15 protein-coding genes are annotated in these 20,393 nt (G+C 57.0%); 12 read left to right on the top strand and 3 right to left on the bottom strand.

The genetic code is table 11. The features are described from left to right. The first annotated feature begins 33 nt into the window (after window positions 1-33). Window positions 34-2,064: a phenylacetic acid degradation bifunctional protein PaaZ gene (paaZ, locus tag J7382_RS05860; RefSeq protein ID WP_209067954.1), complete on the top strand. Its 2,031-nt coding sequence runs from the start codon at window positions 34-36 to the stop codon at window positions 2,062-2,064. A 118-nt stretch (window positions 2,065-2,182) separates the two neighbouring features. Beyond that, window positions 2,183-3,235, top strand: coding sequence for a tRNA 2-selenouridine(34) synthase MnmH (gene mnmH / locus J7382_RS05865; protein ID WP_209067955.1), 1,053 nt, complete (start codon window positions 2,183-2,185; stop codon window positions 3,233-3,235). An 11-nt stretch (window positions 3,236-3,246) separates the two neighbouring features. On the opposite strand, the gene selD is transcribed toward mnmH, so the two are convergent. Further along, window positions 3,247-5,439, bottom strand: a complete 2,193-nt coding sequence (selD, locus tag J7382_RS05870) for a selenide, water dikinase SelD (RefSeq protein WP_348540007.1) — start codon at window positions 5,437-5,439, stop codon at window positions 3,247-3,249. A gap of 242 nt (window positions 5,440-5,681) precedes the next feature. On the opposite strand from selD, the gene J7382_RS05875 reads away from it, so the two are divergent. From J7382_RS05875 to J7382_RS05905, 7 genes are all read left to right on the top strand, one after another. Beyond that, on the top strand, window positions 5,682-6,623 hold the full coding sequence (locus J7382_RS05875) for a nucleoside hydrolase (RefSeq protein WP_209067956.1): 942 nt from the start codon (window positions 5,682-5,684) through the stop codon (window positions 6,621-6,623). Further along, entirely contained in the window at window positions 6,620-7,069 is a 450-nt protein-coding gene (locus tag J7382_RS05880; protein ID WP_209067957.1) for a GNAT family N-acetyltransferase, read from the top strand. The genes J7382_RS05875 and J7382_RS05880 overlap by 4 nt, the downstream gene beginning before the upstream one ends. 48 nt (window positions 7,070-7,117) lie before the next feature. Next, the gene (locus tag J7382_RS05885) at window positions 7,118-8,530 is read left to right on the top strand and encodes a protein adenylyltransferase SelO (protein WP_209067958.1); all 1,413 of its coding nucleotides are present in this window, start codon (window positions 7,118-7,120) and stop codon (window positions 8,528-8,530) included. A gap of 59 nt (window positions 8,531-8,589) precedes the next feature. Further along, the gene (locus J7382_RS05890; protein ID WP_348540008.1) at window positions 8,590-9,327 is read left to right on the top strand and encodes an endonuclease/exonuclease/phosphatase family protein; all 738 of its coding nucleotides are present in this window, start codon (window positions 8,590-8,592) and stop codon (window positions 9,325-9,327) included. Next, the gene (locus J7382_RS05895) at window positions 9,327-10,181 is read left to right on the top strand and encodes a PhzF family phenazine biosynthesis protein (protein WP_209067959.1); all 855 of its coding nucleotides are present in this window, start codon (window positions 9,327-9,329) and stop codon (window positions 10,179-10,181) included. The genes J7382_RS05890 and J7382_RS05895 overlap by 1 nt, the downstream gene beginning before the upstream one ends. Window positions 10,182-10,281: 100 nt before the next feature. Beyond that, a complete protein-coding gene (locus J7382_RS05900; RefSeq protein WP_209067961.1) occupies window positions 10,282-10,692 on the top strand; it encodes a Fur family transcriptional regulator in 411 nt (136 codons plus the stop codon). Continuing rightward, window positions 10,670-11,299 carry a nucleotidyltransferase family protein gene (locus J7382_RS05905; RefSeq protein WP_209067962.1) on the top strand — a complete coding sequence of 210 codons (630 nt, stop codon included), beginning with the start codon at window positions 10,670-10,672 and terminating at the stop codon, window positions 11,297-11,299. The genes J7382_RS05900 and J7382_RS05905 overlap by 23 nt, the downstream gene beginning before the upstream one ends. A 1-nt stretch (window position 11,300) precedes the next feature. Here the strand turns inward: J7382_RS05905 and J7382_RS05910 are convergent, their stop codons facing one another. Beyond that, the gene (locus J7382_RS05910) at window positions 11,301-14,813 is read right to left on the bottom strand and encodes a calcium-binding protein (RefSeq protein ID WP_209067963.1); all 3,513 of its coding nucleotides are present in this window, start codon (window positions 14,811-14,813) and stop codon (window positions 11,301-11,303) included. Between the two features lie 574 nt (window positions 14,814-15,387). Continuing rightward, window positions 15,388-16,272: a LysR family transcriptional regulator gene (locus J7382_RS05915; protein WP_209067964.1), complete on the bottom strand. Its 885-nt coding sequence runs from the start codon at window positions 16,270-16,272 to the stop codon at window positions 15,388-15,390. Window positions 16,273-16,373: 101 nt separating this feature from the next. Here J7382_RS05915 and J7382_RS05920 point away from each other — a divergent pair, with 101 nt between their 5' ends. The 3 genes from J7382_RS05920 (at window position 16,374) to J7382_RS05930 (ending at window position 20,345) form a co-directional block, all read left to right on the top strand. Beyond that, complete coding sequence (locus tag J7382_RS05920) at window positions 16,374-17,549, top strand: acyl-CoA dehydrogenase family protein (RefSeq protein ID WP_209067965.1); 1,176 nt, start codon at window positions 16,374-16,376, stop codon at window positions 17,547-17,549. 63 nt (window positions 17,550-17,612) lie between these two features. Next, window positions 17,613-19,238 (top strand): AMP-binding protein, encoded by a 1,626-nt coding sequence (locus J7382_RS05925; protein ID WP_209067966.1) that lies wholly within the window; start codon window positions 17,613-17,615, stop codon window positions 19,236-19,238. Continuing rightward, window positions 19,239-20,345, top strand: coding sequence for a dimethylsulfoniopropionate demethylase (locus J7382_RS05930; protein ID WP_209067967.1), 1,107 nt, complete (start codon window positions 19,239-19,241; stop codon window positions 20,343-20,345). Window positions 20,346-20,393 lie beyond the last annotated feature (48 nt).

Here is a 20,393-nt window from a genome sequence, read left to right on the forward strand (position 1 = left end):
AAATGTTTCAGGGAGACTTTGAGGGAGAGAAAGATGTCCGTTCAGTTCGTTTCAAGCTTTGCGGCCGGCGATTGGATTGCTCCAAGTAGCGGCGCACGCAGCATCGCCTCAGCCATCACCGGTGATGTCATCGCCACCGCCGGAAATGACGCTTTGAACGTGCAGAACATGCTCGACTATGGGCGCACCCTCGGCGGCCCGGCTTTGCGAAAGATGACATTTCATGACCGGGCGCGCATGCTCAAAGCGCTGGCGCTTCATCTGAGAGAGCATCGCAAAGTACTCTATTCTGCCTCTTTCAACACAGGCGCCACCCAAACCGATCATCTAATTGATATCGATGGTGGCATCGGAACCATGCTCCTTTACGCCTCCAAGGGGCGTCGAGAAATGCCCGACAGCTGCGTCTATCTGGACGGCGAGGCCGAACAACTGTCCCGCAACGGCACCTTTATGGGGCGTCACATCTGCAACCCGCTGCAAGGTGTGGCGGTGCATATCAATGCCTTCAACTTTCCTGTTTGGGGCATGTTGGAAAAACTTGCGCCCACATTGCTGGCCGGCGTGCCAGCCATCGTAAAACCCGCCACCAACACATGCTATGTGACCGCACTCTGCGTGCGTCTCATCATCGAAAGCGGCATTCTGCCAGATGGTGCGTTACAATTGGTCTGCGGCGGATTGGGCGACATGCTTGATCATCTCACCTGTCAGGACGCAGTGGCCTTTACGGGCGCAGCTCAGACAGCACAAAAACTCCGTGCAAACCCCCGGATCATCGCCAACGCTGTGCGTTTCACAGCAGAGGCCGACAGTCTCAATGCCTCTATTCTGGGACCGGATGCTGCGCCCGGAACGCCAGAATTTGACCTCTTCATCGAAGAGGTGAGCCGAGAAATGACCACAAAGGCCGGGCAAAAATGCACAGCCATTCGACGTATCATCGTCCCTCACAGCGACACGGATGCCGTGATAGAGGCCCTGTCCACACGGCTTGCCAAAATTCAGATCGGGGATCCGCGATTGCCAAGCACAGACATGGGGCCACTGGTATCCCTAGACCAAAAACGCGATGTACTGGCAAAGGCGGCCCTACTGGCAACAGAAGCAGACCAGGTTTTTGGCAATAGAGAAGTGGTCTCGGTAGCTGGTGCAGATCCTGACAAGGGTGCCTTTGTCTCCCCCCTGCTGTTTCACTGTGCCACGCCAGACACCGCCACTCATAGTCATACCACAGAGGCCTTCGGCCCGGTGTCCACTGTTATGGGATATCAGGATCTGGATCACGCCGTCACACTGGCCAACAAGGGGCAAGGCTCACTTGTTGCCTCTGTCATCACACATGACACAGACGTGGCGCGCGCCCTGACGCTGGGCATCGGCGCATTTCATGGTCGCCTCTACCTCAACAATCGAGACAGCATGCAAGAGGCGACAGGGCACGGCGCCCCCCTGCCCCATATGGTACATGGCGGCCCCGGACGCGCGGGCGGCGGCGAAGAACTCGGCGGCATTCGCGCGGTAAAACACTATATGCAGCGCACAGCCCTACAAGGCAGTCCTGACATGCTCACCGCAATCACCGGACATTGGCATCCAGGCGCGCAGGAAATCGACGCAGAGACACATCCGTTCACGCGACGCTTTGGCGAATTGGCCGTTGGAGAGACGTTGCATTCGTCCGCGCGCGAAATCACGCTGGATGACATCGAGCATTTTGCAAAATTCACCGGCGACACATTCTACGCCCATATGGATGAGGAGGCCGCCAAGCGAAATCCGTTTTTTCCGGGGCGTGTGGCCCATGGCTATCTGCTCCTGTCTTTCGCAGCCGGGCTTTTTGTGGAGCCCAATGAAGGGCCCGTTCTGGCCAATACGGGGTTGGACAGCCTGCGTTTTATGAAGCCTGTGGTTGCCGGAGACCACATCAAGGTACGCCTGACCGTCAAACACAAGACAAAACGCAACGCAGATTACGGCGAAGTCCGCTGGCATGTGACCGCGCTCAATCAAGACGATGAAAAAATTGCCGAATATGATCTACTGACAATGGTGGCCTACTAAAATGGTTCAAGAGTAGCTTCTGGCATTCTCTCGACTGCGGGGCGTTTTGCCCCTCAGAAACACTGGCTCGGAGAAGCAGTTCACGCTATGCAATGCGCATCTCAATCCGGATGTGCACATGCCCCTCACGCTGACTCAACTCTCCGATCTCGCCACATTGCCATTTGATGAGATCATTGATGTGCGCTCGCCTGCGGAATTTGCCGAAGACCACATCCCCGGCGCCATCAATCTGCCTGCGATGTCCAATGCAGAGCGGGCAAAAGTTGGCACCATCTATGTTCAGGACAGCCCCTTCAAAGCCCGCAAGATTGGCGCGGCAATCGTCTCTCGCAATATGGCGGCACATCTGGAAGGGCCGCTGGCAGAACGGGACGGCAGCTATCGGCCACTGGTGTATTGCTGGCGGGGCGGTCAACGCTCTGGCTCAGTGGCGATCATACTCAAACAGATCGGCTGGCGCGCAGACACGGTGGAGGGTGGCTATCAGGCCTATCGCCGCCTTGTCTCCAAAGCCCTTTATGATGGGCGCATGCCCTGCCCCATTGTGCTGATCGACGGTGGCACCGGCACCGCCAAAACCCGCCTACTGGATCACCTTGCTCAACAAGGCGCACAGACGCTGGATCTGGAAGCCATGGCAGAACACCGTGGCAGTCTTTTTGGACCCATGGGCGCAAATCAGCCCAGCCAAAAAGCCTTTGAAAGCAGGCTCGCCATGGGGATCGCGGGAATTGATCCGGCCCGTCCGGTCTATGTGGAGGCGGAAAGCTCCAAAATTGGCCGCCTGATCCTGCCGCCCAGCCTCTGGCAAGCCATGATCGCTGCCCCAACCCTGCGTCTCAATGCGCCGCTTGACGCGCGTGTGGCCCATCTCATCACAGCCTACCCCGACATGCGCGCGGACACCGACAAACTGCTTCAGGTGCTGGAGCAGCTGACAAGCTACCACGGTCATGACTGTGTCACGCAATGGAAGGCTTTGGTGGCGGCGCAGGATTACCAAACCCTCACGCGGGCCTTGATTGAAACCCATTATGACCCGAGGTATCGGCGCATCTCCCGCAACCATGCTGCCAAGGCCCAAGAGCTGTTCCTTAAGGATCTCAGCGATGCCACATTGGCACAGACCGCATCAAAGATCATCGCGCGACAACAGGCAGACGCATAAGCGGCCCACCTTCACAAACAGCGCAGCCCCACTGGACCGGCCTCAAGCTGACCAATCACGGCTGCCTCATGCCCCGCCGCGCGCAGCTTTATGCGCAACTCTTCGGCCGCCTGAGGCGCAACCGCTGCAAGAAGCCCGCCCGCTGTCTGCGGATCATGCAACAGCGCGACCTTTGGTCCAACACCCCCAGCCACCGGCGCATGGGCGCGGTTGGCGTCATAGATCGTGCTGCGATGCCCTTCTGCGGCCAGAGCTTCGGCCCCCGCATAGGTCGGGATTGCCGCGAGATCCAACACAGCCGCCACATCAGAGGCTGAACAGATCGCTCTCAAATGCCCCGCCAGACCAAAACCCGTTACATCCGTCATCGCATGCGCAGATCGCAACAATTCCGCCGCATCCCCCTGCGGCTGCGCCATTCGCTCCAGAAGCGCTGTCACATCTGCACCCCGCGCTTTTCCCTGCATGGAGGCCGCCAATATCGTGCCTGAGCCAATCGGGCGCGTCAGGATCAGCGCATCGCCGGGCTGCGCCCCTGCAACTGTGATCGCGGCCTGCGCCAACACGCCCGTCACGGTCAAGCCGATACTGAGCTCCGCCCCCATGGTGCTATGCCCGCCAACGATGTCCGCTCCGGCGTGGCGCACCACATCCCCTGCTGCCGCCATGATTTCCGCCATGGCACGGGCCTGCAAATCCGGAGACATGCGCGGCAGGGTCACCGATATCAGCGCGCTTTGCGGTGCCGCGCCCATGGCCCAGATGTCCCCCAAGGCATGCACTGCCGCGATGCGCGCAACCAAGCCATGATCCGCCACAAAGCCGCGCAGATGATCCACACTGATCACCTGTGTCACATCGCCAAAGCGCAGCTGCGCCGCATCATCTCCGGGGCCGCTCAAGACATCCGCGCGCCTGTTCTGTGGCATCTGCGCCAAAGCTTTGGCCAATTCTGTCGGGGCAACCTTGGCCCCACAGCCGCCACACAGCATCTGCTGCGCAGTTTCCTCTGCACCAAGGGCCACCGCTCCTTGGTCTGGTGATAGAGACGCCCCCATGTTGGGGTAATGGGTGAACTGCGCCATGAATTTCTGATCAATCCGGTCCTTGATCGCCCAAAGCCGCTTCGCCGGTTTGGACAGGCAACGCCCCCATTTGGCCGCCATGGCCTCCTGTCCCCCCAATGAAATCAGCTTGAGGTAATCCCCCTGCGGCAAGAAGGATCGCGGCGCGCCCCCGGCAAGCTCCGCTTTAAGATTGTGCAGCAGCACAGGCGCGGCCCGCACAGCAAACACCCCGGCTTTGGGTCTTGGCGAAGCCGTGAGATGCGCACAATCTCCGACCGCAAACAGCCCCTCACAGCCCAACACCCGCAACTGGGCATCCACTTTGACAAAACCATCTGCATCACAGGGCAGCGGCGATTGCGCAACCCACGGGTGGGCAAACCCGCCTGCTGTTGCCACGGTCAGCTCCGCTGAGATTTGGCGCCCATCGCTCAGGATCACGGCCTCTGGGGTGACTTCTGCGACCTTGGCATTGGTCTCCACATTGACGCCCAATCGCGCCATCGCCGCCCGCAGCACCGGGTCCGCGCGTGGGATAATCGGCGCAAGCTGTCCTTCCGCTTCAATCACCGTGACGCCGCCTTTGGCTCCGACGGAAGCAAGGCGATGTGCCATGGCCATGGCCAGCTCAACCCCGGCCACGCCCCCGCCAATCACTGCAACATCCGGCTGGGCCTGTCCCGCCGCAACCTGCGCTACAAAAGAGGCCCAGCGGTCAGCATAGGTATCCAAGGGTTTTGCGCCAACGCCATGCTCCACCAATCCCGCCAGATGGGGTGTCACTGCGTGCAGCCCCACATCAAGGGAGGCCACATCATAGGCAATTTTACCCCGCCCTGTGACCGTGATGGTCTTGGCCACCGGATCGACAGACTCTGCAGCGCCCATGATCAAACGGGCACCGGCAAATTGCGCAAGCTTCACAAGATCAATATCCAGTGCGTCCCGCGTGTAGTGACCGGCAATATGACCCGGCAACATGCCGGAGTATGGTGCTGTCGGGCCCGGATTGATCAGCGTCAGCTGCACCCCAGCCACCGGGGCCATGGCCCACATGCGCAAAGCCAGCGCATGGGCATGCCCGCCACCGACCAAAACCAGATCTCGTGTCAGAATGCTGTTTCCCGTCATGCCCATTGCCCGCTCCTTGCCCGCCCCATGCGGTCTCTCGGCAAACCGATACCCGATCAGACAGCACAACAACAGCCACCTTCGAAAAAGTGAATATGACTTTTGCGGCAAAACCCGGAGTACCTCCCGGCGGTCAGCTCAGCGGATTTTCACCAAATCGCTGGCTTTTTAACACGCGCAAACGATCCTTTCTGGACAAGCGCTCTCCCCCCTGAGAATGTGCCCCGTCACGACATCGGAGGGATACCATGAGCGCGCGCAAAATCATCATCGACACAGATCCGGGGCAGGACGATGCCGTTGCCATCCTTATGGCGCTTGCCAGCCCGGAGGAGATTGATGTCTTGGGAATCACCGCCGTAGCAGGCAATGTGCCACTCTCCCTGACATCAAAAAATGCACGCATTGTCTGTGAGTTGGCAGGTAAAGCAAACGTTAAAGTCTATGAGGGATGTGATCGCCCAATGGGACGGGCCCTGGTAACGGCAGAACATGTGCATGGCGAAACCGGTCTCAATGGGCCTGCTCTGCCGGATCCTGTCATGACCGTAGAGACCCAGCATGCGGTCGATTTCATCATCGAAACCCTGCGCAGCCACGACACAGGCACCGTCACGCTCTGCCCGCTTGGACCCCTAACCAATATCGCAACGGCGTTCACAAAAGCGCCGGACATCATTGAAAAAGTTCAGGAAATCATCCTGATGGGCGGGGCCTATTTTGAAGTTGGTAACATCACACCTGCTGCTGAATTCAACATTTACGTTGATCCGCAAGCCGCTGATATTGTGTTTAAATCTGGCGCATCAATTGTGGTGATGCCCTTGGATGTGACCCACAAGGTTCTGGTGACGAAACCGCGCAATGATGCCTTTCGCGCGCTGGGCACCAAGGTTGGCAAAGCCGTCGCAGAAATGACGGATTTCTTTGAGAGATTTGACAAAGAGAAATATGGCTCCGAAGGTGCGCCACTGCATGATCCCTGCGTCACCGCCTATCTGATCGCGCCAGATCTCTTTTCCGGACGCCACATCAATGTGGAGATCGAAACGCAATCTGAGCTCACCATGGGCATGACCGTCGCCGACTGGTGGGGCGTCACAGAACGTACCCCCAATGCGCTCTTCATCGGGGATGTCGACGCAGACGGCTTCTTTAAACTATTAACAGAAAGACTATCCCGCCTATGACCGGCGCCCTGCACCTTGCCACCGCTGAGGACTTTGCCAAGCTCGAAGCCCTCGTAGCGGCCTTTCACGCGGAACACCAAATCATATCGGATGCAACGCACCGACAGACCGCGCTTCAGCCGCTTTTGGAAGGCTCCCCCTATGGGGTTGCCTATCTGATCGGCCCAAGGCGCGCACCCGTAGGCTATGTGATTGTGAGTTTCACATGGTCCATAGCATTTGCGGGGCTGAGCGCCACGATTGAGGAGGTTTTCATTCGCCCCAATGTGCGCGGGCGCGGCATGGCTTCCAATGCGTTGATTGGCCTCTGCCAAACGCTTGAAAACAATGGCGTGGTGGCGCTCCATGTCGAAGGGTCTCCAAACCCTTCCACCTCCAGCAAGCTGTTTGCCCGGCTTGGCTTTCGCGCAGCCGAGCACGGCACGCGCCTGACGCGTCTGCGCTGAAACAAGGCGCGGGGTGGCATTTTTCCCCTCCGCGCTTATGTTGCCCTCATGACCCTGCATATTCCTTTTGACAACAGCTATGTTCGCCTGCCTGACCGGCTTTACGCCCGTCAAATGCCGACACCCGTTCGCGCGCCGCAATTGATTGCGTATAATCAGCCCCTTGGCGCCACTTTGGGCATCACCGGTACAGAAGATGAGGCGCAGCTCGCGAAGGTCTTTGCCGGCAATGTACTACCAGACGGCGCAGAGCCGCTGGCGCAGCTCTATGCCGGCCATCAATTTGGAAACTGGAACCCGCAACTGGGGGATGGCCGCGCGGTTTTGCTTGGTGAATCAAGGGGATATGACATTCAGCTTAAAGGGTCTGGACCCACGCCTTTCTCCCGCCGTGGCGACGGGCGCGCTTGGCTGGGTCCGGTACTGCGCGAATATATCATGTCTGAGGCCATGCATGCGCTTGGTGTGCCAACAACCCGGGCGCTAGCCGCCGTCACCACCGGCGAAGAGGTCATCCGCGAACGCCCTCTGCCCGGTGCGGTTCTGACCCGGGTGGCAAGCAGTCACCTGCGCGTGGGCACCTTTCAGGTTTTGGCCGCACGGCAAGACAAAGAGGGGCTGGCCGCGCTGCTGGAGTTCGCCATCGCACGTCATTATCCCAAAGCCACAGGCGCAGCGGATTTTTTAAAGGCCGTGATCCAGTCACAAGCAGAACTTGTCGCGCATTGGATGGCATTGGGGTTCATCCATGGCGTGATGAACACCGACAATGCAACAATCTCTGGCGAAACCATCGACTATGGGCCCTGCGCCTTCATGGATACATTCCATCCCGGACAGGTGTTCTCCTCCATAGATCGTGACGGGCGCTATGCCTATGGAAATCAACCAGATATCGCCGTCTGGAACATGGCACAGCTGGCCACGGCGCTGCTGCCGCTCGAAGACAATTCCGACGCTGCGGTGGCCGAGTTTACCGATCTGGTCAACGCCATGCCTGATGTGATCCGAAGCGCTTGGCGCGCCCGTTTTGGCGCCAAGCTGGGGCTCACAGAAGCAGATGAACAGGATGAAGCTCTCATCATTGAATTTCTCACCATCCTTTCAGAGCAAAAGGCTGATTTCACAAATGGTTTCAGATCTTTGTCGCGCACTCCTGAAAGTTCGGAGATGCTGATACCTCACAAGGGTTTTGCGTCTTGGCATACAAAATGGCAGGCAAGGCTCACGGACGGTGAAGATGCTGTGGCACAGCATATGGCCGCGGCCAATCCGGCGCGCATCCCGCGCAATCATCAGGTGGAAGCCATGATTGCCGCCGCAGTGGCGGGTGATTTTGCACCCTTCCACCAATTGGCACGCGCCTTGGCCGATCCCTATCAGGAGGATCCGCAATACCAAAGCTATTGCCTGCCGCCACGACCCGAAGAAAGAGTGACACAAACCTTCTGCGGCACTTAACAAACCCGCAGCAAGACGTATCATCAGGATCAGACACCAGCAGCAGAGACAGGCTCACCGTGCGCATTGCCAGTTACAATCTTCAGAAATGTGTTGGCATTGATATGCAGCGGCGCCCGGCGCGCTCGATGGTGGTGATCCGGGCGCTGCGCGCAGATATCGTTGTGTTGCAGGAGGCAGACAAACGACTCCCGCCACGTCCAACAGCCCTGCCGCGCGATCTGGTCGAAAAGAAGGGGCTTGTGCCGGTAGATTTTGGACAGCCTCGGGGCTCTCTTGGCTGGCATGGCAATGCGATGTTGTTGCGCCCTTCGATACAGGTGATTGAAGCGCAGGGGCTGGATTTGCCCGGACTTGAGCCACGAGGCGCCATTCGGGCGGATCTGGACACAGAGGAAGGTCCGATCCGGGTGATCGGACTGCATCTTGGCCTATTGCGGCGCTACCGCCTGATGCAGCTGAATGCCGTCTCTCGCGTGCTACGCCGCCTGCCGCCTTTGCCCACGATCATTGCTGGGGACTTCAATGAATGGGGCCCAAAAACCGCATTGGACGCGGCGACGCCAGGTTTTGATTTTGTGCCCACCGGCCATACCTTCCCCGCACCACGCCCCATTGCCGCATTGGACGGCTTTGCCCACACCGATAAGGTCATCGCGAAAAATCATGGCATTTTGACACGCATTCCAGCGCAAGCCGCCTCCGATCACCTCCCCATTTGGATGGACTTTGATATCACTGATGAGACCCCATCACAAACATCACGCCAGACAGACACGCCAAAGGCCAACGCATAATGACGCGCTATTTTGTTTACGATGTATTTACGAATTCACCCTTTGGTGGCAATCCATTAGCCGTCATTCCTGATGCAACACAACTGGAGGAAGGCGACCTTCAGCGCATCGCCCGCGAGTTCAATTTCTCCGAAACAACCTTTGTCTTCCCGCCCGGAGACGCCACCAATACTGCACGAGTGCGTATTTTCACACCCACGATGGAAATCCCCTTCGCCGGTCATCCAGTCATTGGCACCGCTGTGGCCCTCAACGATATAGGCGGTACAGACGAGATGATGCTGGAACTGGGCATCGGGATCCTACCCTGCAAAGTACAGGTAGGTATGGCCGCGTTCACCACATCCGCACAACTGGAAATACTGGCCAAACCAGATCCGGAAACCGTGGCAGCGGCGTTAGGTGTTTCCACGCAAGATATTGATTTTGAAACGCATCCGCCAACCATGGCCTCTCTAGGTCTGCCCTTTACTTTGACCCGGCTGAAAGATCGCGAGGCCCTGAGCGCGATTGAAACCGATGTCTCTGCCTTTCGTGCAGGACATGCCGCTTTCCCATCAAGCCTCGATTTTGCTCAATTTGCCTACACGCGCGAAAACGGCATAGTACATGCCCGGATGTTTGCACCACTCGACAATATTCCCGAAGACCCCGCCACCGGCAGCGCCTGTGCCACATTGGGGGCCTTGCTGGCCAAAATTGAACGGGCCCCAGTGACACTTTCAATTATTCAGGGCGAAGATATGGGCCGGCGCAGCGAAATTTCAGTGCAAGCCGCGCAAGACAATGTCACAGTATCCGGGCGTGCGGTAAAGGTCATGGAAGGGGTTCTGAGCCACAGACAGAAACAGTGATTTTGAATTGCAACATTGCCAGCAAAACCTGTGGTAACTGCTGAGTGGTTTCGATAGACAGGAAAGCCAGAAAAACAAACGGATCCAAAACGGACAAGTCATGGGCGACACAATCATTGAACGGTGCGAAGCAAAAGGCCTGCGAATGACGGGGCAGCGACGCATAATTGCCGCTGTGCTACAGGACAGCACCGATCACCCCGACGTGGAAGAGCTCTATGCCCGCGCCTCCGCGCGTGACGCAGGCATTTCACTGGCCACTGTCTATCGTACCGTGAAGCTTTTTGAAGAGGCAGGGATTCTCGACAAGCTGGAGTTTGGCGATGGTCGTGCGCGCTATGAAGATGCGGAGCGGGCCCATCACGACCATCTCATCGACATCAACTCTGGAGAGGTGATCGAATTCGTCGATCCCGAGATTGAAGCGCTGCAGGAAAAAATCGCAGAAAAGCTGGGCTATAAACTCAAGGGCCACCGGCTGGAGCTCTATGGCGTTCCCCTCAAACAATAGCCGCAGGCTGACAACCTTGTTGTTGGCGGCGGGCGCCTCCTCACGCATGCGTGGGCAGGACAAGCTTCTGCAACCCATTGATGGCATACCTCTTCTGAGGGTTCTGGTAGAGCGGGTCTCAGACATCTCTGATCAGGTGCTTGTGGCCCTGCCCCAAGACCGCCCCGCCCGCGCGGCCGCTTTGAAAGGGACATCTGCACAGAGCATCGTGGTGCCAGAAGCATCAGAGGGCATGGCGCATTCACTGAAAGGGGCTTTGTCCTTTGTGCGACCTGACGCCAGTGCAGTCATGATTGTACCCGCAGATATGCCGGAGCTGACAGCAACCGACTTTGCAACGCTGTCAGAAATGCATCAGACCCACCCTGACCTCATTATCAGAGGTGCAGCTGAGGATGGTCGCCCGGGACATCCTGTGATCTTTCCCCAGCCTTATTTTCTCGCTCTTTCAGAACTCTCCGGCGATGTGGGCGCGCGCAGTATTTTGCAGGAAAACAAATCGCACATTCATCTATGTCCCTTGCCAGCAGAGCATGCACTCACAGATCTGGACACTCCCGAGGAGTGGGCCACTTGGTACGCAGCCCAATCTGATAGAGGGCTTTAGGTCAGAACAGGAAATGACCGCTGTCCAGATCGTTGATCGCCACATCTTCCAATGTGATTTGATCGCTGCCCACAAAGATCACAACATCCTCGCCGGACTGACGGATATGGTTGCTCATAAGATCCGTGTAATCCGTGATTTCCGCCACAAAAGACAGATCCATCACGTCATAACCACCTGAGACTTCAAAATCGGTTATGAGGTTCTGGCCAAAGTCATTGTGGAACACAAAGACATCGGAACCATCTCCACCTTCCAGACGGTCATTGCCCTGATCTGCGCGCAGCGTGTCATTGCCCGCGCCCCCAATGAGCGTATCGTTGCCGCCGGCCCCGCGCAGGAGATTGTCGCCATCATCACCGGTCAGAACATCGCTGCCGCTGTTTGACCCGATCAGATGCTCAATCCCCATGAAGCTATCTTCACCGCTGTTCTGCCCCGTGCTCAGATCAACTATGATGCCTGATTGCAGCCCCCAATAAGAGACCGTGTCTTCGCCAGCACCGCCGATAAACGTGTCACGGCCCACTTCATCGCGGAAATAGTCATCGCCTGCGCCGCCATCCATGATGTCATTGCCGCTTTGACCATAGAGGCGATCATCATCGTCCTCCCCATAAAGCCGGTCATTGCCGCTGCCGCCCAGAATCGTGTCATCGCCGCCCTTGCCGCGCAACAGATCGCTTGCACCTTCTCCATCAATCTTGTTGGCGCCCTCATCACCTGTCAGCGTATCGGAGGCCAGATTGGACCCAAAGACATGCTCAATACCGTCAAAGCTATCCCCATCCAGCGTATTGCCATTGCCCAGATTGATCCGCACACCGTCGCTGCTGCCCCAGTAAGAAATCGTATCTTGCCCTTCTCCACCCAGGAAAACGTCTACACCACCATCATCACGCAGGAAGTCATTGCCAGATCCGCCTTCCAGTCGGTCGTCTCCCAATCCGCCAAACAGCCGATCCGCACCGGCACCCCCCTCAAGGATATCGTCGCCATCATAGCCATACAGCGAGTCATTGCCTCCAGCTCCATCAAGGTGGTTGGTCAGGTCGTTGCCCGCCAGCCAGTCCCCCCCAGTATTGGAGCCCTGAAGGTGCTCAATGCTGTTGAAACTGTCGCCACTGGAATTGGCCCCCGTGGTGAGGTTGGCGCTTACCCCGGATCGATCTCCCCAGTAAGACACGGTGTCCTGTCCATTGCCGCCCACGAACACGTCCCGACCACTGACATCGCGCAGAAAATCATTGCCATCTCCGCCTTTGAGCGTGTCATTACCAGAGCGTCCATAGAGCCGATCATCGCCACCTGCCCCATGCAGAAGATTGTCCCCCGCATCGCCAAAGATCGTGTCATTGGCCAGGTTTGACCCATAGATGTTTTCAATGCTGTTGTACGTGTCTGAACTGTTGTTGGCCCCGGTTTCAAGATCTACGAACACCGCTGTCTGGTGCCCCCAATAAGCAGCCGTGTCGCGCCCATTGCCGCCCACAAAGTCGTCGCTGCCGCCATCATCGCGCAGATAGTCGTCGCCGTCGCCACCAACCATCTTATCGTCACCTGCGCCGCCAAAAATCCGGTCGTTGCCTGCTTTGCCTTCAAGGCGGTCATTCATGTCCCCGCCGATCAACGTGTCTTCACCAGTGCCGCCATTCAAATTGTCGCGCCCGCCGGACCCGCGGATGTAATCATCGCCGCCACTGCCGTAGATCACATCATCACCATTGCCACCGCTGAACACATCCGCAGAACTGTTCCCCATGACAACCTGCGCATGCTCAATGGTGATCTCGATAACCTCATATGGGTTCAGAGTGACCGTCAAATCAGAGACGCGATCCCCAAGTTCAAGCTGGGACACCTCAGTCAATGAGGCCGCAACATCTGTTTCCGTGGCAAAGTAGAAGTCGTCCATGCTACTCGGACGGCCAACACCGGGACGCAGATAGATATCTTCTGGTTTGGGCAGGTAGGTCAGCCACTGACTGCCGCTCAGCTTGAAAAACGACTCGTCATAGGCCTCTCCCAACACATCAATCAGTTCCGCGCGCTCAGCATCGTCCACTTTGCGGCGGGACAGCCTTGAAACGAGGTTACCGTCTTCATCATAGGCCGCATTGTCACTTTGGCCATCGGAGCTGTTGGCATCAATTCCAATCGTGCGCCCGCTCCAGCTCAGCGCGTGTGGCGCCAACAATGACAGATCAAGAGAGAACTCTTCCGCAAAGTTATCGCTATGTGAGGTCACATAGATCACACTGCGATACCCGTTGGTGTAGCCATTGACCTCCAACTCCGTTGGATCAAACCCGCCAAGGTCCACAGTGTACATCGGCGTGCTAGAGGCTCCGAGGCTCTCCGCCATCAGCTTCAGCGCCATGCCGGAGGGGGTTAATTCAATTGCCCCGGCGTCCCCACTGGCACCGGCAACGGCCGTCGTGGTGTTATGGCGGAGTGTCCAGAAATCAGCGCCATCCACGCCCAATTCCATCATATTTTGAAACTGCTCAACCACAACGCCAGCACCGCGAAGCCCCATCCAGGCCCAAGTGTTGGTTTCCACGTTCCACTCAGTCACCTGAATGTCGAGATTCTGAGGCATCATGGCTTCCCAGGTGGCAAACCGCAGATCCAGCGCCTTGATCTCAGACCGTGTTGCCACATCCGTCAGATCATAGCCCTCAACATTATCGTCATAATAGTAATGCGCAATGATCCCATCGATGCCGTTCGTCGTGGTGTCTTTCTGAAACCCATTGGTGATGTCGTGATCCGCATCAAGCTGCTCCAGCAACTCAAGATTGCCCTTGATCACACGCTGATGGAAATTGCTTAGGCCGACGTAGTATTTCTGCGCGCTCTGCCCATCCTGCCAGTCATCTGGCCGGAAGTCTGGATCCCAATGCTCCATAGCGGCGATCGCGTCAGCGTCGCTGATGGAGCCATAGCTGCCACCTTTGTAGTTGGAGGCGCCCCCCACCACGTTGGAGGTCTGCACCCAAATTTGCGGCTGATGACCATTTACCGTGACCGTGCCAAGCGCCTTGGCAATGTCATAAGCATTCTCACCATATTCAGTTTCATCAATTTCGGCCCAGAATTCATTGCCAATTTCATAACCAACAATCAGATCGGCCTTGTCGCCCATATAGGTGAGCATAAGTTCGGCCCAGTCCTGCACATCCCGGACATTGGCGTGCTGGTCGGTCAATGCAGGCAACACAAGAGTGGTGCGACTGTCGGTGTCCATCACCCAATCCAAATACGCTCTGAGATCTTCGCGCAACTGGTCGGAGCCACTTTCGCTGCGGTCCAGTTCGATGGTGTTCTCAGAGGCCGCACGTCCGCCGGGATAGCGCAATCGGGTCGCGCCCACCTCATCTACGGCATCAATATAAAGATCGTTAGGAACACCGTCTGTTTCGTTGGTCCGCCCCAGAAGGTTGGCCCCGAACATGTCCGCGCGCACCTCTACCGGTGCACTACTGTGATCCACAGTAATGGTAATAGGCATAAAACTGTCCTCAGAATCGTCAGTGGCGCGGCGTGCGGATGGTGATGTCCAGCTTCGTGGAAACGCATCCTGTGCTTCGCGACATCAGCACTTTTGCTCTGATGCGTTCAGTAGGAGAAATCTGTTTGTCTAACATAGCCTCGTCCCCACGATATGGCCCCCCACGGGCCGATACAAATCCCACATTCAGAGGTAAGTTACGTCTCTTAACGAACCAAAAACAAAGCATCAGCAACTTTACTTAAATATTATAGTAATTTGTTTTTAAATAACATTCCGCCTCAAACCCCAGTATTCATGCTGTTTTGAAGGCTGATCAAAAATTTCTCCGCTATGGGCCGATATTTTCCAAATTTTAAGAAGATGCACAGCGCCCAAAAGCTGCCACATTCTCGTCACTTGAGCGCCAAACCCAATGAAACAAGGCTGCAAAGCTGCCGCATTTGGCGCCGAGGAGGTGGTATCGATTCGCAAACAACCGACGAAGTTTCCTATCAACACAGGTCCGAATTGATCTTTGCCCGCCCGCCAAACGCACAATGAATGCACCAGTTCGCGCCGGCGCGCGCCTTGATTACCCTGCGATCAACGTACGCTGCACCGCCCGACCGGTCACGGATGTGAAGAACTCAGATCGGCTCACAAGCCAAAATCCGGCATCAGAAGTCGCCACCGCATCAGACAGCGGCACCAAACTGCCCGCTGCCAAAAGATCCTCCACAACCCCTATCCAGGCCAGAGTGGCACCTGCCCCAGTCAACGCCAGATGAAGCGCGAAACCATGGTCATTGACGGTCATTCTATCTGCTGACTGCAACTGTTCGTTGCCTGTCTGACTGCGCCATTCCTCCCAACCGATCCAGCGTTCTTCCGGATCGTCCTGCTCAATGATGGTTATCCCCCCCGTGGCATGGTCGTCCGATGTGTCTCGGAAGGTCTGTACCAAATCTGGGGATGCCACGGGACAGACAACCTCTGGCATAAGCAAGCGCCCCTCAAGACCGGACCACGGCCCTTTGCCAAAAAGGATCATGCAATCTGCGTCTTCATTCAGGATATCAGTATCCTTGACCAGAGTGACCACTTTCACCGGCAGGCCAAGCGCTTTGGAAAGCGCAGGCAGCTTCGAAGATAGCCAGTGGGTGCCAATTCCGGGGTATGTCGCAATCGTGAAGACAGATGCCTCAGAGCTTTGCCGCAATCTGTTTGATGTGCGTCGGATTGCATCAAAGGCATGCGACAGAGTCTCATACAGCTCATGGGCCGCGGCAGTCGGGATCAATCGCCCACGCTCTTTGACAAAGAGATCAACACCAAGATCACCCTCTAAGCGTTTGATTTGATAGCTTATTGCTGGCTGCTGCACATTTAACCTCTTAGCGGCCGCGGTATAGCTGCCAAGTAAAAAAGCTTCTTCAAAGGCACGCAGGCCTTTCAGGGTTGGTAGACTGTCTGCCATAAAATTTTTCAATCTCCTCCGTAATTTTTTCCTTATACCACTTACGTCATTTTCGAAATAACCAATTGATCCAAGACGCGTACATGAGATGAGGAGAGCCCATGCCCGCACCAATCGACACCATTCTCGAAGCGGCACGCAAGCACGCAGATGAGGTGATCAAACCCAATGTAAATGCTTGGAACGAAGCCGCCGTTTGGCCGCGCGATGCCTCTGACAAGGCCGCCGCGCTGGGTTTGACGGGCCTTTACGCCCCAGAAGACCTTGGCGGTCAGGGGCTGACTCTGGGTGACGGCATCCGGGTTTACGAAGAACTTGGCAAGGGAGATGGCGCTTATGCTTTCGCTCTGTCTATGCACAACATCTGCACCTTTGCCGGCTGCGGCTATGGCACAGATGCGTTCAAAGAAACATGGGCCCGCGAACTGACCTCTGGCCGCAAACTTGCGAACTTTGCCCTCACCGAACCCCAATCCGGTTCGGACGCGACCAATATGTACAGCCGTGCGGTGATCAATGACGATGGCACATGGACGATCAATGGCGCGAAGGCCTGGGTGTCTTTGGCTGGGGAAGCGGACATCTATTTCACCGTTGTGAAAACCACCGATGAACCCGGTCACCATGACATGGCCATGATTGCAATCCCGGCTGATGCAGCGGGCCTGAGCTTTGGCCCGCGCTATGACACGCCATCTTATGAGTTTTTGCCACTCTCTGAGATGTACATGAAAGACGTGGTGGTGTCGGAAGACAACATCATTCTCCCGGTTGGTCAGGGCCTGCAAGGCTCCCTGATGGCCATCGACATCGCACGGGTCTCCATTGCCTCAGGATGTTGTGGCCTGATGGAAGCCGCGCTGGACACGGCTTTGGCCTATGCCAAGAACCGCAAGATGTTTGGCGGCAAGAACCTTGATCTGGACGGCATCCAATGGATGCTTGGGGATGTGGCCACCGAATTGGAAGCCTCACGCCTTCTCTACCGCGCTGCGGCCAATGCTCTTGGCACACCTGAGGGCCCGGTTATGGCGGCCCATGCCAAACGCTTCGTGCCAGACGCCGCCGTGAAAGCGGCCAACACCTGCACACAGGTTCTTGGCGGCATGGGGCTGCTCAAACCCTATGGCATGGATCGCCTGTCGCGCCTCAGTCAGATGCTGCGCATTGTCGATGGCACGACCGAGATCAGCCGAGTTGTGATTGGCCGCAGTCTTCAAAAACGGGCAAAGTCCCTTCCAGATCTACCAGTTCCCAAGGGGTTCGGCGAAAGCTGACCCCCAACCGGGAAGCCCGGTACATCGAGAAAATCCGCATTGGTCATTTAGGGAGGAGCGACCATGCAAGAGAACTTTGACAAGTTCGAAAAGGCCACGGCCAATTTTGTGCCGCTGTCGCCAGTGTCATTTTTAAACCGCGCAGAAGCGCTGCATGGTCAGCGCACAGCTGTCATCTATGGTGATCTGCACCGCAGCTGGGCCGAGATGGCGACCCGCACGCGCGCCGTTGCGGCGGGGCTGAGGGCACAGGGTATTGCCCGGGGGGACACGGTCTCCGTACTGTGCCCCAATATTCCAGAGTTGTTTGAGCTGCATTTCGCGCTGCCAATGACCGGTGCGGTGATCAACACGCTCAACACGCGGTTAGAGCCAGAAACGATCGCCTATATTCTTGATCATGCCGATACAAAGGTTGTGATCGTGGATCGGGAGCTTATTCCTCTTCTGTCGCAAGCATTTGAGCTGCTTGGTCGCACGATCCCTGTGATCGAAATCAACGACCCCGCTGCGGCGCAGACGGCAACATTGGGCGGCCCTGACTACGAGACTTTGCTCGCGCATGGGGAAACCAACGCAGGCGCAGGCTGGCCGCAGGATGAATGGGATGCCATCGCGCTGAACTACACGTCAGGCACCTCCGGACGCCCCAAAGGCGTGGTTTACCACCACCGCGGCGCCTATCTCATGGCGCTGGGCACGGTGGCCGCATGGCAAATGCCGCATTATCCGGTCTATCTCTCGGTCGTGCCAATGTTTCACTGCAATGGCTGGGGGCACCCTTGGGTGATCGCCATGCTGGGGGGCACCATGGTGTTCACCCGCACACCCGCACCAGATCTGATTCTCAATGCCATCCGCACCCATGGCGTGACTCATTTTGGCGCAGCGCCGATTGTGTTGCAGATGCTGGCCGAGGCTGAAACAGGCGACAGTGCCCGCTTTGATCCGCCCATTCGCGTTTTGACAGCAGGTGCCCCACCGCCCCCTTCCGTATTGGAAAAAACCCGCGCCATGGGGTTTGACGTGATGCAGGTTTACGGCCTGACCGAAACCTACGGCCACATCTCCAAATGCCTCTGGCAGGAGGGCTGGGACGCGCTTGATCCCGGTCAACAGGCCGAATTGCAAGCCCAGCAGGGCATCGCGCTACCGATGGTTGAAGCGGTCTCTGTGATCGATACCGCCACGGGAAAGCCCGTGGAACGTGATGGCGCGACACAGGGGGAAATTGGCATCCGGGGCAATACGGTCATGAAAGGCTACTACAAAGACCCGGAGGCCACCGCCAAAAGCTTTGACAAAGGGTGGTTCTGGTCTGGTGACGCCGCCGTGGTGCATCCGGACGGCTACATGCAGATCCGCGACCGGCTGAAGGATGTGATCATATCGGGAGGGGAAAACATATCCTCTGTTGAAATTGAGGCTGTGCTCTATCGCCACCCTGCGGTGCAAGCAGCGGCGGTGGTTGCCATGCCACATGAGAAATGGGGCGAAACCCCCTGTGCCTTCATTGAGCTACGCCCTGAAACCGAGGCAACGGCCGAGGAGATTATCACCTTTTGCCGCGCCCATCTGGCGGGTTTCAAAGCGCCAAAGGCCGTCGTCTTTCAAGAACTGCCCAAGACTTCCACCGGAAAAATTCAGAAATTCGCGCTGCGTGATGCGGCCAAAACCATGGTACTCTAAATGGTCTACACGATCTCTCATTCCCGGCGCGTCCGCGCCACCCCTTTCACTGCCGGTGTCGAAGCCGCCGGTGTGAGCGCCTATACCGTCTACAACCGCATGCTCCTGCCCACGGTGTTTGACAGCGTGGAAAGCGACTATCGCCACCTAAAAGAACATGTGCAGGTCTGGGATGTGTCAGTGGAGCGTCAGATCGAACTGAACGGTCCTGATGCATCTCACCTGATGCAGCTGCTCACCCCGCGCGATCTGCGCAAGATGCAATCTGACCAGTGTTACTATGTCCCCATCACCGATGAAGACGGCAAGATGCTCAATGATCCTGTGGCGATCAAACACAGCGATACGCGCTGGTGGGTCTCCATCGCTGACAGTGATTTATTGTTGTGGATCAAGGGTCTTGCGGTGGGTCGCGGGCTGGACGTACGTGTGTTTGAACCCGATGTATCACCGCTTGCCATTCAAGGGCCCAAAGCCGAAACACTGATGGCCCGCGTTTTTGGGCCGCAGGTGCGCGATATTGGCTTCTTCCGCTACAAACGGCTTTTCTTTGGCAAAAGTGCTTTCATCGTGGCGCGCTCTGGCTATTCTAAGCAGGGGGGATTTGAAATCTATGTCGAAGGGGCCGAAAACGGCATGCCACTCTGGAACGCTCTGTTTGATGCGGGCCAAGATCTTCATGTGCGTCCGGGCTGCCCCAATCTCATCGAACGTATCGAAGGCGGATTGCTCAGCTATGGCAATGACATGAACATGGAAAATTCGCCTTTGGAATGCGGTCTTAGCAAATTCTGCAAACCAGCAGATGACATTGATCACATCGGCTTTGGGGCAATATCGCGCGAACGCAATACGGGTCCGCTGCGCCAGATCCGCGCCATTGCCGTGCAGGGCGCACCGCTACAGCCTGCACGCGCAGCATGGCCGCTGATGAAAGACGGCCAGCGAGTGGGCCAGATCACTTCGGCGACATGGTCGCCAGACTTTTCAACCAATGTTGCTATTGGAATGGTTGATGCGGGCCACTGGGAGGCTGGCACCGTGTTGATTGTTGAAACGCCTGAAGGGCCGCGGGAGGCCATCATAGAGGAGAAGTTCTGGATCTAACGCGCACAAGACCCGTGGCCTTGAACGCGTGAAAAGAAATACCCTAGG

This window comes from Shimia sp. R11_0 (assembly GCF_017744035.1).
Classification (GTDB): Bacteria; Pseudomonadota; Alphaproteobacteria; order Rhodobacterales; family Rhodobacteraceae; genus Shimia; species Shimia marina.

Bases quoted from the DNA above. Each gene is read 5' to 3' on its own strand.
- J7382_RS05875 (WP_209067956.1), top strand. From the start codon at position 5,682: ATGAGCGCGCGCAAAATCATCATCGACACAGATCCGGGGCAGGACGAT.
- J7382_RS05900 (WP_209067961.1), top strand. From the start codon at position 10,282: ATGGGCGACACAATCATTGAACGGTGCGAAGCAAAAGGCCTGCGAATG.
- J7382_RS05930 (WP_209067967.1), top strand. From the start codon at position 19,239: ATGGTCTACACGATCTCTCATTCCCGGCGCGTCCGCGCCACCCCTTTC.
- J7382_RS05910 (WP_209067963.1), bottom strand. From the start codon at position 14,813: ATGCCTATTACCATTACTGTGGATCACAGTAGTGCACCGGTAGAGGTG.
- J7382_RS05915 (WP_209067964.1), bottom strand. From the start codon at position 16,272: ATGGCAGACAGTCTACCAACCCTGAAAGGCCTGCGTGCCTTTGAAGAA.
- selD (WP_348540007.1), bottom strand. From the start codon at position 5,439: ATGGGCATGACGGGAAACAGCATTCTGACACGAGATCTGGTTTTGGTC.
- J7382_RS05925 (WP_209067966.1), top strand. From the start codon at position 17,613: ATGCAAGAGAACTTTGACAAGTTCGAAAAGGCCACGGCCAATTTTGTG.
- paaZ (WP_209067954.1), top strand. From the start codon at position 34: ATGTCCGTTCAGTTCGTTTCAAGCTTTGCGGCCGGCGATTGGATTGCT.
- J7382_RS05880 (WP_209067957.1), top strand. From the start codon at position 6,620: ATGACCGGCGCCCTGCACCTTGCCACCGCTGAGGACTTTGCCAAGCTC.
- J7382_RS05905 (WP_209067962.1), top strand. From the start codon at position 10,670: ATGGCGTTCCCCTCAAACAATAGCCGCAGGCTGACAACCTTGTTGTTG.
- J7382_RS05895 (WP_209067959.1), top strand. From the start codon at position 9,327: ATGACGCGCTATTTTGTTTACGATGTATTTACGAATTCACCCTTTGGT.
- J7382_RS05920 (WP_209067965.1), top strand. From the start codon at position 16,374: ATGCCCGCACCAATCGACACCATTCTCGAAGCGGCACGCAAGCACGCA.
- J7382_RS05885 (WP_209067958.1), top strand. From the start codon at position 7,118: ATGACCCTGCATATTCCTTTTGACAACAGCTATGTTCGCCTGCCTGAC.
- mnmH (WP_209067955.1), top strand. From the start codon at position 2,183: ATGCCCCTCACGCTGACTCAACTCTCCGATCTCGCCACATTGCCATTT.